Genomic DNA, 12,493 nt, shown 5'->3' with positions numbered 1-12,493 from the left:
GCTCCTGTCCCCGATGCCTACTCCCGTCGTTATTGATGCTTGTCGAACCGCGATTGGACGGTCGCACGCCGAGATCGGTATGTTTCGCGATGTGCGAAGCGACGACCTGGCAACGGCGGTGGTGCGGGCGTTGGTCGAGCGAACGGGTATCGACCCCGCGGCGGTCGAAGACGTTTTGATCGGCAACACACAGCAGCAAGGCGAGCAAGGCCTCAACATGGGGCGCATCGTTGGGCTGATGGCCGATCTGCCGTTCGAGACCGGTGGGGCCACGATCAACCGGTTGTGCGGCAGCAGTTTGCAGGCGCTCAATCAAGCCGCGCATTCGATCATTGCCGAAGCCGAAGACGTGCACATCATCGGCGGCACCGAGCACATGCACCACATTCCGATGGACGCTGGTGTGGATCTCAATCCGCGGTTGTTCAAGAACACCAGCAAGGGGACCTTGCTGATGGGAGTAACCGCCGAGTTCCTCGCGCAGTCGGGTGCTATTTCGCGCCAGGAGCAAGACGAGTTTGCCTTGGCCAGTCATCAAAAGGCCTCCGCGGCGTTTGAGTCCGGGGCGTTCAATGCGGAGATCATTCCCATCTGGGGCCGGGACGAAGCAGGCAACCGAGTGCAATGCACCCGCGACCAGTGCGTACGCGATGACGCCAGTATGGAAGCGCTGGCGGCGCTCAAGCCTGCGTTCATGCCGGGTGTGGGCACCGTTACCGCCGGCAATAGCTCGCCGCTGAACGATGGAGCATCCGCCGTGCTGGTGATGAGCGACCAGCGGGCCAGTGAACTCGGGCTTAAACCAATGGCCAAAGTGCTGGCCACGGCCGTGGTGGGGGTCGATCCGGCCGTGATGGGCACCGGACCGGTACCTGCCACGCAGAAAGCACTGCAGCGAGCGGGGCTGACGCTGGACGATATCGACCTGGTGGAATTAAACGAGGCATTCGCCGCGCAGTCCATCGCCTGCATTCGCGCGCTGCAGCTCGACGAGTCGAAGGTCAACGTCAATGGCGGGGCGATCGCCATCGGCCATCCCCTGGGCGCCAGCGGGGCCCGCATCGCTACGACGCTGTTGCATGCCATGCAAAGCCGTGATGCAATTCTGGGCCTGGCAACCATGTGCATCGGCCTGGGGCAGGGCATCGCCACGGTGTTCGAGCGTCTGTAACCACCGCAGGCGGTGCTATCGTAGCCAAAGTTTTTTTGGCCACATCCGGAAACTGGTGTTGACCCGTTTCTCGCCGGCAGGTAAATACGCCCCCGCTTGTCTTAGTGCTTTGCCACATACTCCATGTAAATGGCGTGTGGCGACGCACCATTGGCTTTTCATAAACCCCTTATCCAAAATCTGGTGACTTCGAACTTGCACCGCTAACGGTATTCGCGGCGCGAATGCCAGCAGCGAATGGTAGTTCGAAACACCTCCCCAGGACCTAACGCAAAACGTCTTCCGTAATTTCTCGGAATCGACTACCGTTCCCCACGCCACGGATGGCAGAGCGAGGACGGTACGCTGCCGATGTGATCCATCGCAACAAGGAGAGTTGAGTTGAACGCGACACGGATGTCTAGAATCGTAATGCTCTTGGGCCTCGGTCTGGTGGTCGGCATAGCCGGCCAGGCCGCCGCTCAGTCCACCACCACCAGCGAAGCGGCCCCGGCCCTGTCTCGACAGGACGTTGACGCGTTGCTCGCTCAGGCGAAGCAGGCCATCGGAACGGGCGACCTTGCCCAAGCCGATAAGCTGGTCTCTCGCGCCGAGCAGGCACAGGTCCGCTATCCCCTGTTTCACTTTGGCGACACGCCCAACTCGGTGCGTCGCCAACTGACGCAGGCACAGAACGCCGAGCAGTCGCAGCTCGATCCGTTCCCCTCCGCGGGACCGGACGTCGCCGCTCCCACGCGGATGGTCGACACCAATGTGATGCCGGCCACTGCCGAAAGCCCCTATGGCAACTATCGCGAGGAGCTGCCTGGTTCGCTGCCGCAACTGCGGCCCACGAACCCGGTGCCCCCGATGAACGAACTGGAAGAGATGGCTCCCTCGGCTTATCCCGCCACGGCTCAGCCCGAAAGCTCTCCCACGACGCTCGACTTCGTGCCGGAGAGAAACCGCTACGCCAATCCCACTGGCATGATGCAAACGGGTCCCAACTATCTGGAGACCACGCAAAATCAGCCAGGCGTCACCGAACTGCGAATCGCGCAGGTGCCCCAGCCCACCGCGTCTACTCCTGCGGCCGAGGCTCTCCCGGCCAGTGGTGCTGAGTCGCTGTTGAAAGCGGGTGAGTCGGCTCTGCGAGACAAGGATCGCGAGCGGGCACTCGAGTTGTTCCAGCAAGCGAACGCCAATCGGGGTGATCTGGACGAAGTTTCTCGCGGTCGGCTCGATAGCCACCTCCGGATGCTGACCGCCGCGCCGCAGCCTTTGGACGTGGCTCCGAATGCTTCGCCGGTCGAGCCAATTGATACTCCCCCGGCCTCCGGATCGTCGGATCTCGACAAGCTCGAGGGCGAGCAGTTGGTGCTGGCACGCAAGCTCTACGCCGATGTGAGCCAGGTACAGGTCGACGCCAAGAAGATCCTGCAGAAGGATCCCAAGCAGGCGATTAAGATGCTCGACGAGATGGAATCCGAAGTCTCGAAGAGTGCTTTGAAGGACGAGACCAAGCGTGGTCTGTTGGGACGCATCAAGATCACACGCAACGACGTCGAGCAGTATTTCCGCGAGCATCGTGCTGAGCTGGAGCAAGACGAGCAGAACAAAGCCATCCTGGCCGAGATCGACCGCCGCAACGAGTTGGAACTCGAAGTGCAGCAGAAGATCGCCGAGTTGGTCAACGAGTTCAACAAGCTTCACGAAGATCAGCGTTACTACGAGATGGAGCAAGTCGCTCAGCGACTTCGCGAACTGGCTCCCAACGAGCTGATCACCCAGCAGATCTGGCAAACCGCCAAGAACCTGCGTCGCCACAATATCAATGGCGACATTGGCGAGCGGAAAGAAGGCAGCTACTGGCAGGCGTTCGCCGACGTGGACGAAGCCTCCATTGCCACGACTTCCAATGGACGCGAGATGGTGTTCCCCAAAAACTGGGAAGACATCGCCGGTGGCCGCAAGGGACGCGGCGATCGCAACCGCCATCGCTCGGAGAAAGAGCTGCAAATCGAAGCCAGTCTTCGCAAGCCGGTGATGGTGCGATACCAGAACGAGCCCCTGGCCACGGTGATCGACGACCTGTCGAAGGCCACCGGCGTCAACATGGTGCTCGACCTGCGTGGTTTGAATCAGGAAGGCGTCTCGAGTGACACCCGAGTGTCGCTGAACGTGAATGATGAGATCTCCCTGAAGAGTGCTTTGAACCTGATTCTCGAGCAGTTGCACCTCAGCTACGTCATTAAGGACGAAGTGCTGAAGATTACCAGCGAACACCTGAAGGAAGGCGAGATCTACACCAACGTGTACGATGTTGCCGACCTGGTGATTCCGATTCCGAACTTCGTGCCCGATAACAACATTGGTCTGCAGGGCCTGATCAACAGTGCTCATGCCGCGATGGGTTACGGTGCCGGAGCGTTCGGCCACGGTCCCATGTCGTTCGTCAACGCGGACGCTACCGAAGGCAAGGTGCCTCCTACGGCGCTCGCTCAACCAAGTATGCCCGGCGGCGGTGCCGGTATCGGTGCTCCCACCAACCTGCCGATTGGCGGTGGTCCTGGCGGACTCGGTGGTGCGGCCAATGCCGACTTCGACTCGCTGATCGACTTGATCATCTCCACGGTCGCCAGCGACACCTGGGTGGAAAACGGTGGACCCGAGGCGGAAATTCGTCCCTTCCCCACCAACCTGAGCCTGGTCATCAGCCAGACGCAGGACGTCCACGAGCAAATCGCCGACCTGTTGGAGCAATTGCGTCGTCTGCAGGACCTGCAGGTCACCATCGAAGTGCGGTTCATTCGCCTGAGTGACAGCTTCTTCGAACGTATCGGTATCGACTTCGATGTGAACATCGAGAACAACCAGCCGCCAGGAGGCACCCTGCAACCCGGTCAGGCCTACGAAGGTGAGTTCCCGAGTTCGGTGGTCGGTCTGGTCGACGGCGAGTTCCCCAACTTCACGAACGACCTGGACATTCCGTTCCGGCAAAACAGTTTCGGCCTGGCGGTGCCGACCTTCGGTACGCCAATGGACGTCAGTTCCTTCGGCTTCGCGATTCTCAGCGACATTGAGGCTTACTTCCTCATCAATGCTTCGCAGGGCGATACTCGCAGCAACGTGCTCAACGCTCCCAAGGTCACGCTGTTCAACGGTCAGCAAGCCTTCGTCGCCGACACCTCGCAGAGGCCATTCGTCATCAGCGTGGTGCCAGTGGTGGGCGAGTTTGCCGCCGCACAGCAACCGGTGATCGTGGTGCTCAGCGAAGGTACACTCATGACCATCCAGGCCGTGGTGTCCGAAGACCGACGCTACGTCCGACTGACGGTGGTGCCATTCTTCAGCGAGATTGGCGACGTGCAGGAGTTCACCTTCGAGGGAACAACCTCCACCAGCTCCTCCAGCAGCACGACCGACGATGCCGAAGGTAACACGCTGCAGGACGACGAAGCCGAGGATATCATCCGCAGTGGTACGACTGTTCAGCTGCCGACCTTCCAGTTCGTCAGTGTGACAACAACGGTCAGTGTGCCCGACGGTGGTACGGTGCTGCTCGGCGGTATCAAACGGCTGAACGAAGGACGTAACGAGTTCGGTGTGCCGCTCCTCTCGAAGGTGCCGTACATCAACCGCCTGTTCCGCAACGTCGGTATCGGCCGCGAAACCGACAGCCTGATGATGATGGTCACACCACGCATCATCATCCAGGAAGAGGAAGAAGCGAAACTGCTCGGCACCGCGATTCCGTAGCGGACCGAGAAAGAAACGCACGATACTCAACTCGCGCCGTCGTCGGGTCTCTGGGCCCGGCGGCGGCGTCTCCGTTTATACACCGACCAACAACCACGCCCCGCGCGCACCTTCCCCGTAGCCACCGTCGCCAGACGGTGGCCCCCACCATCAACGCCGCTAGGTGCCTGGGGTCGAGTTCCACGAGCCCCCAGCAATCAGCCCACAATCAACCGAGCGAAAACTCCTCACGGACCGCGTGGCGGTCCGGCTATTTCAGCTGATTAATTTTGGGACAACTTCCGGGATCTAGATTCGGGGGCCCAAAACTCCCTGGCCCTTTCGTCGGCGACGGCTGGCAAACCACTGCTTTTTCCGACGCTTTTGGTGCCTGTGAAGAGTTTGTCCCCCCGCGTTGTTCCCCGCATGGTTCAGAGGCCGGTTCCGAAGTTGACTCAGCGCGTTGTTTCTTGATCACCCCAATCAAGTCGTCGCGAAATTTCTGCAGCGCCTCCCAATCGACCACCAGGCCGGGCGACGGCTGTTTGCCATACCGCGCTGGGTTGAGCTTCTCCAGATTCCTGGCCGACTGCTGCCACGTCTGCCCCCGCGGCGGCACCCACTTCGGCGGCACCACTGGCTCGTCCATCGGCGGCAACGTCTCCGGTTGAGCCTCAGGCGGTGCTACGGGAGAATTTGGTGCGGCATCGTTGGAAGAGGCGCCGGAAGCATCGTTTGAAGAGGCATGGGCGGAGTCCGTCGCGGCATCGTTGGTGGCAAAATCGCTGGTCCTTTCCCCCGGCGCATAATCTCTCGGCCACCACGCAGGTTCGTAGGGTGGCAGGGTGTCTCCCGGCTTCGCCGCCAACTCCGGCACCAGGTTCACGAACGCCTGATCGATCTTCCGGCCCAGATACGCCTCATCTTCCCGAAACACGGCCGCACAGAGCACCGCATCTTTCACCTGCCCGGCAAGTTTGACCAGCTCCACACGAGTGAGCGTCACTTTATCGGCCGCATTGGCCGCATCCCGTCGCGCTTGCCGCTCGAGCCGCCGTTTCTCCTGCCGATCGAGCAACCACGCCGCGGCCCGCCAGTGCGTGTCCGCCTTCCGCTGGATGGCTTGTAGCGGCCGGAGCTGCACCGCCATCTCCGCCCGCCGCACGCGGAGGTCAAAATCTTCGTCAACCGTGCGCTCCCGCTTAATCGTCTTCCGGTCGCAATCGACATAACGAGCAATGCTCGCCATGCTCACACCAGTCGAAATCAGCGCGATGATCTCGCCTTTTTTCACATCGTCCAACACTCGTGGTCGTGCCATTTTTCGGTTCTCCAGCTCTTGGGGGAAATAAACATGCGTACAGTACTCACCGCATCCCCGTTATAGCCCGCGGAGTGTAAAAAAATGAGCACAAACCAAGCACAAACGCCCGGTTTTCACGTGGATCCAGTCGTAGCCGGATTCGCAAGAATTCGGACCGCAGCGTGCCTGGGGACGAACTCCGCGAGGTGCCAGTAGTGAGAAAAACAGAAGGGAACGGAGAGAACAGAGGGCGACAAATACAACAGAAGGCAACGAAGAGGTTCTGACGGAACTGGAGATGGTGGAGGCGATGCCTTCTAGTCGTCCATCAATACACCGGGGCCGCCGCGTATAGCCCGCCAGGTCCGGAAGACGATCCAGATATTCACTGGTATGCAGATCACCAGTGAGATCACCAAGGAGATAGCAGCATCAGGAAGTTTCCAATTCGGGTTGATGGCGGAGACAACGAAGTAGGTTATGGCAAAAATCGTCCCGTCCAGCAGCGCTAACGGGAAGAAGACGATATCGAAGAAAGCAATCTCTATCCCGATGATTCGCCTTGCTGAGTATCGAAAATCGTGAAGAGCCATTGCTCCAACGAACGCGCTTGCCAATCCAGTTAGTAGCGCAAGCCAAAAGGACAAGACAAATGGCCAATCAAGCGGTGGTGGATCTCCCATGAGTCCGTACACGGTGACGGCGCCAGCCACGGCTGAGATCGTTGCCAGGATGGCGCCTACGACTGCCTTGTGGGAGAGACGTGGCAGCCCGTCGGCTTCGTTGCCTCTCGTTGGGCCAGTTTGCTTTTGCTCGGCGGCAAGGTTCCGCAGCTTAAACTCTCGCCTCACGTCGGAGTTGAACAAGACCGCCAACGCCCAGATGCCCGCGGGTATACCTATCGCCGCGGCCAACGATAGGGGCAGCAGGGAAACAGCGGACGCAGTAACGGCAAGTTCAAACGCGTCAAACCTCTTGATCTGCAAACCGCTGACGATTTGCAGGACTGCCAACACAATCGGAGTGACGATAAAGATTCCCAGAATCTGCCAACGAATTTGTGGGGGTGGCACATGTTGCAGATATTGGCCAGTACAAAGAATGGCCTGTCCGAGGTTAATCACGCCGGCCATGATGAGTAGCCTGCTTGGCCATCGAATCTGCTCCGCGGTCGACCTAGCGGCGGATGCGGCCTGCTGAAACGCATGGCGAACGTCCGGCTTGCTGAGCACCACCAGCGCCCAGATAGAAATCGGCAGACTCAAAATCCAGAACGGCCCAGCCGGCAGTGGCAGCAGCGCTAATGCACAGGCGGCGGTAGCCCAACCCAGCGACGAAAGGCGCAGCATGCTCCAGGCACCAAAGGCGATTATCAGCGATAACAAGAAGTTGATTCCTAGCAGGGCGATAATTGGAACGGCAATCAATACTAGAGGAAACGATTGCGACGCTTCTCGTAGTTGATCCACGATCCACAGACATACTGCGATTCCCGCGATGATCTGAGTTAATGTCGAAAGCGCTCCTACAACCATGAGGCCTACGGCTGGTCGTTGAACATACCGGCGAGCTGCCTCCATTTTGTCGGATTCACCGACTGCTGCATTCGGCATGCGCTGTGGTTGTATCTGGTGAGTGGTTTCGGAGATCGACTCCACATCCGTCTTCACGTCGCTGGCGTGCTGATAGCGTCGCTCCGGTTCTCGCGCCAGCGACCGCAGTACCACCTGGTCGAGCCGCACGTCGATCTGCGCCTTTTTCGACGGCACTTCGAAGTGTCCGATCGGAGCTTCGCCAGTGAGCATCTCATAGAATACGACGCCCAGCGAGTAGATGTCGGCCCGGTGGTCCACGGCGTGCGAACCGTCCAACTGCTCAGGCGCCATGTACCGCAGCGTCCCCATCACCTGATGCGTTCCGGTGAGCGTAAACTCCGCTTCGGAGCGAGTGGTCAGCTTCGCGAGCCCAAAATCGGCGATCTTCACCCGACCGCGTTTGTCGAGCAGGATGTTTTCCGGCTTGATGTCGCGATGCACGACGCCTTCGTCATGCGCATGCTGCAGCGCGTTGCAGACCTGTGGGACGATCGCCAGGGCCTGCTCGGGGGTCAGTTCGCCGCTTTGGATCAACTGCCGGAGGTTGGCGCCGTCGACGTATTCCATCAGGAAATAGTAGAGTGGCCGCACAGATTGATCGCCGACTTCGGCATAATCGATTTCTCCAAAATCGTACACTCCCACAATGTGTTGATGGGTCAGCCGAGCGAGTGTCTTGGCTTCTCGATTAAATCGCTCGGCAAACAGGGGGTCGTGTGTCGCCTCGGGGCGGATGATCTTCAGTGCCACCAGCCGGTCGAGATTGGTTTGGCGAGCCAAGTAAACCGCGCCCATGCCCCCGTGTCCCAGCATTTCCAGAATCTCGAGCTGCGGAAATTTACCTGCCCATTCCGCCGGCCGTGGGGGCATGAACCCGCAAGCGGGTGAAGGACTATCAATCGTTGCCGCTTCGGAGTCCGACATCGGCAGGTCGGTGCGAACGTCCGCTTCGCTTTCCATCCCGGCGGCCACTAGGCATTTGGGGCACAAACCGGCCGGGGCGTCCGATGGCAGCTTGACGCCGCAACTTGGGCAATTTGGCGGGTCGCTCATCACGGTTCTCCGATTAAAAGGCATCTTCTACCCTTTATTTAACGGAATCCTGGCGGGGCGTAACTCGGTTTTTTGCTTTATTCTCCCAAGGCCGCGCGGGTGGCACAGCTGGCTTGTCGTGGTTTGGCTTTTTCAAACCCTCAGCGAGTCGCACATTTTTCTACTCGTTCGCCAGCTTGCGGAGGACCAGCAGTGCTGTGGGGGAAGCCACAGTAGCTCGTAAAGTTAGATTCTCCAGCAAACCAATCCGGTGGCACGGCCGATCACCTCGGCAGTCGTCCTCTAACAAAGGCCACCGATGGTAGCACGAGAACGTCAACTCGTGAATCTCGCCCTGCTGGTCGAAGTGCCGGACCGTGTTTGGCCCAACTAGCTGCTCCGACTCACTCCATGGGTCCAACCTCGACAAGCCAGCAGTGGCACCAGAAACGTGCCGGCAGTGCCACCCCGCCCGATGGGGCTCTTGGGGCGTTGCTTCACGGCAGGTCAAAACACGGGCAGTGCCCGTGGCACACGCGATAACAGTGCCACCCGTCCGTTGCTTTCGTACCTGTGGGGAGCTTCTTACAAAGCATCAATACGGGTCTTTTGCCTACTCGGTTTTAATGGGATTCGTAGCTGTACCAATTACATCGGCCTGCGGTAACATACGCTCAATTAGTTGTTGCCCTTGAGGTGTGATCAGAGTTCCGCTGATATCTAGTTCCTTCAAGTCAACCAGTCCTCCCAGCACGGTAACACTAGCATCTGTAATTGATGTGTTGGATAGGTGAAGGTGCCGAAGCGAGGTCAAATCTCTGAGATGCAATACTCCTTGGTCGGAAATAGATGTGTCATTTAACGCCAAGCTCTCCAACGAGTTGAGGGATCCAATCCAGTCGAGGTCGTCGTCGTTGATTGAAGTTTCTGACAGTAACAAGTGCGACAAGTGTGGCGTCTTTGGTAGGTTCTGTAAGCGATCAACCTTAAACCGGCCAGGTCCCATGTCTGCAATCAGAGTTACTTCGTCAGTGTCATCATCAAAAATGACAATGGCACCGGCCTTCTGCCACTCACTTACCAAACGATTCTGTTGGTAGTATTGCAGCCCGGCCCTAATCACGAAGAAAATCATGACACAGAATAGTGTCGTAATGGCAAATTGTGTGCGAAGTGACCATCGCAATTGGGCAAATTTCAAAAAGAACTGTCGCATATGTTTTCAATACAGTTTTTCTTGACCACGCGCGGGTGCCACTGGCTTTTGCCAGTGTAGGCTAACTGTGTTTGGTCTGCACACTGCTGCGGTTAATCTACCACACCTACCTTCGCTCCTTCAAAGTGCCGAACTTGTTGGCGATGGGGCTCTTGGGGCGTTGCTTCACGGCAGGTCAAAACACGGGCAGTGCCCGTGGCACCCGTAGATTTGAGGCCCGGCCAGCGGCACGCGTCCGGTTCTTTGCTTCTGTGGGAGTTAAAGTGCCACTTGCGTTATCGTATCAGGAAGACTTCCAACGTGGCATCAATACGCGCCAGCCCGTTTTGCTAACGCTTCGAAGGCGATCTTTAGCCTCTACCCCATCGACACCAAGGTTCTCCGCAACTTCAACAGCAATGCGGTAAATTCGCTCGGCGACGCGCGTTTCGCCTTGTTCCTCCGCCATCTCACCAAGGAAGAGCATCGCTTTTATGTCCACCTTATCGGTATACACCTTCAACGCTTTCTTCAGCCATTCCTCAGCTTCTTTGCTATCACCACCGTTCATGGCCAATCCGAACAGATTGGCGAAGGTCTTGGCCATCTCGCTATCGGCGTTCAGCTTCCTGCTAATCTCCAATGACTCAAGGTACCACCGCCTTGCACTATCAGGATCGCCACGGCTATCCGCTACGACTCCCAACTGATGGTAGCTTCCTGCAGCGCCAATCTCATTGCCATGCGATTCCCCAATGCGAATCGACTTCCATAGCCACTTCTCCGCAGTTTGGTAGTCGCCCTTGGCATTCGCCACGGCGCCGAGGTTGTTGTAGGTGCTTGCTGCACTAAGTGTGTTCCCGTTTTTCTCATCGAGTTCAATGGATCTGACGTACCATCTCTCCGCACTTGCAAGGTCTCCTGACTGGTAAGCAGCTAAACCCAGTTGATGATAGCTCTCACCGGCAGCAATTTCGTTACCCAATTCTTCTCTAATGTGAACTGACTTCCATAGCCAGTCAGCAGCAGCGGAGTAGTCGCTACGGCGAATTGCGGCTGAACCCAAATAGTGGCATGTCGTGGCCACCTCGGGTTCATTTCCATTTCTCTCGTACACCGCAAGCGACTTGGTATACCAGCTTTCTGATGCGGAATAGTCATTTTGCCAGTAAGCAATCAAGCCGAGTAGTTGATAGGCGTCTGCAACCCGCGTATCGCTATCCTGGTCGTAGAGCTTAGCCGCTGGCGCGCAGTATCTCTGGGCCAACTCAAGATCTCCCTGCTCGAAAGCCTCAATCGCTTGTCGATACAGACCCGCCGCACCAGACTCTTCGGCACCATCTAAATGGGGGCTTTCCATCGTGTTGACCCTGTAAGTGAATCTTTGGACGAGTTTCGGTACCGGATGTTTCCCTTACAGGAACACGGCAAATCATACTACTCGGTCCTTGAGTGCATGCTTTCATAGCAAAATCCCGGGCAGGATTGGGCTTTGCCAATGCAGGCTAACGGTGTTCAGCCTGCACACTGCTACGGTTAATCTACCACACCTACCTTCACTCCTTCAAAGTGCCGAACTCGTTGTCGATTGGGCTCGGCGGGGGATTGCTGCATGGCAGGTCAAAACACGGGCGGTTCCCGTGGCACCCGGCAAGCCAGCAGTGGCACCAGGCGAGACGGTTGCGTTCAGTCAAGTTATACGAGCGCGGGCGCCATCCACGGCTAGCGAACTAGCACTGCTAGCGGCGGCCATCCTGCCGATGGTGGCCATTGGTGTTAAACCGGCCAGGGCGATTCTGCCGAAGATTGACCTGATGTGATCTATCTGGTACTTACCAGCGAAAGTTGGTGGGAACCTTGTTTCCGGGCCGCGTTTGCTAGTCACACGAAGTGGGTAGTTCAGGATGTCCAAGTGCTATAGTGTTCTGTTCTTGCTGGGCGTGATGTGCCTGCCCGGTTGTTTTGCCTTGAGCGTCGGGGGCCGCACCGAGCAGCCGATGACGATGGCTCAAGAGATCTCCGAACTGCGAAAGCTGCGCGACCGCGGGACGATCTCCTACGAGGAGTTCGAAACGGGCAAGCTGACGCTGCTTCAAGGCTATCGGCCCGACGAGCCAAGCCTGGTGAATCCAGCCGAAACCCAGCTGGCCGACTACCCCGCCCCGATTGAAACCGCGCAGAAGTGAAGCAGCGGGGCGGCAAGCTACGCTGCCAAGTCGCTGTCTCTGGCTAGCTTCCGCGAATCATCGGAGTTGGAGTTTGGCGCCGACACCGCCTGGCGATACAGCAGCGTCTGCCGGTCGAGCCGCATCGTGGCGCGGTGGTCTTCCGCCGACAAGAGCAGCCAGTCGCCCACGGCCACCTCATCCGCCGACACACCGGCAGCGACGGATGGCTCCCGTCGGTCGTCAAGCAGTTGCTGCTAAAGAAACGGCTTCCAGCCGATCGCCCGCCGTCTTTGATGGTCCATCTTCGTGGAG

Annotated in this window: 8 protein-coding genes; 3 read left to right on the top strand and 5 right to left on the bottom strand. The window is 58.3% G+C overall.

Annotated features, from left to right (window positions below; all coding sequences use genetic code 11):
• Positions 1-13 precede the first annotated feature (13 nt).
• Positions 14-1,171, top strand: a complete 1,158-nt coding sequence (gene fadA, locus NG895_RS00795; RefSeq protein ID WP_252850532.1) for an acetyl-CoA C-acyltransferase FadA — start codon at positions 14-16, stop codon at positions 1,169-1,171.
• A 396-nt stretch (positions 1,172-1,567) separates the two neighbouring features.
• Entirely contained in the window at positions 1,568-4,909 is a 3,342-nt protein-coding gene (locus NG895_RS00790) for a general secretion pathway protein GspD (protein ID WP_252850531.1), read from the top strand.
• A 250-nt stretch (positions 4,910-5,159) separates the two neighbouring features.
• Here the strand turns inward: NG895_RS00790 and NG895_RS00785 are convergent, their stop codons facing one another.
• The 4 genes from NG895_RS00785 to NG895_RS00770 all read right to left on the bottom strand — a co-directional run bounded on the left by NG895_RS00785 (position 5,160) and on the right by NG895_RS00770 (position 11,373).
• Positions 5,160-6,209, bottom strand: a complete 1,050-nt coding sequence (locus NG895_RS00785; protein ID WP_252850530.1) for a hypothetical protein — start codon at positions 6,207-6,209, stop codon at positions 5,160-5,162.
• A 299-nt stretch (positions 6,210-6,508) separates the two neighbouring features.
• Complete coding sequence (locus tag NG895_RS00780; RefSeq protein WP_252850529.1) at positions 6,509-8,839, bottom strand: protein kinase domain-containing protein; 2,331 nt, start codon at positions 8,837-8,839, stop codon at positions 6,509-6,511.
• A gap of 592 nt (positions 8,840-9,431) precedes the next feature.
• Positions 9,432-9,953 (bottom strand): leucine-rich repeat domain-containing protein, encoded by a 522-nt coding sequence (locus NG895_RS00775; protein WP_252850528.1) that lies wholly within the window; start codon positions 9,951-9,953, stop codon positions 9,432-9,434.
• Between the two features lie 364 nt (positions 9,954-10,317).
• The gene (locus NG895_RS00770; protein ID WP_252850527.1) at positions 10,318-11,373 is read right to left on the bottom strand and encodes a tetratricopeptide repeat protein; all 1,056 of its coding nucleotides are present in this window, start codon (positions 11,371-11,373) and stop codon (positions 10,318-10,320) included.
• 544 nt (positions 11,374-11,917) lie between these two features.
• Between NG895_RS00770 and NG895_RS00765 the strand changes: the two genes are divergently transcribed.
• Entirely contained in the window at positions 11,918-12,199 is a 282-nt protein-coding gene (locus NG895_RS00765; RefSeq protein ID WP_252850526.1) for an SHOCT domain-containing protein, read from the top strand.
• Positions 12,200-12,216: 17 nt separating this feature from the next.
• Here the strand turns inward: NG895_RS00765 and NG895_RS00760 are convergent, their stop codons facing one another.
• Positions 12,217-12,390: a hypothetical protein gene (locus NG895_RS00760; RefSeq protein ID WP_252850525.1), complete on the bottom strand. Its 174-nt coding sequence runs from the start codon at positions 12,388-12,390 to the stop codon at positions 12,217-12,219.
• Between the last annotated feature and the right edge of the window lie 103 nt (positions 12,391-12,493).

The organism is Aeoliella straminimaris (assembly GCF_024054565.1).
Lineage (GTDB): Bacteria > Planctomycetota > Planctomycetia > Pirellulales > Lacipirellulaceae > Aeoliella > Aeoliella straminimaris.
The sequence above is the reverse complement of the archived record's forward strand: the minus strand, read 5'-3'. Positions and strand labels throughout refer to the sequence as shown.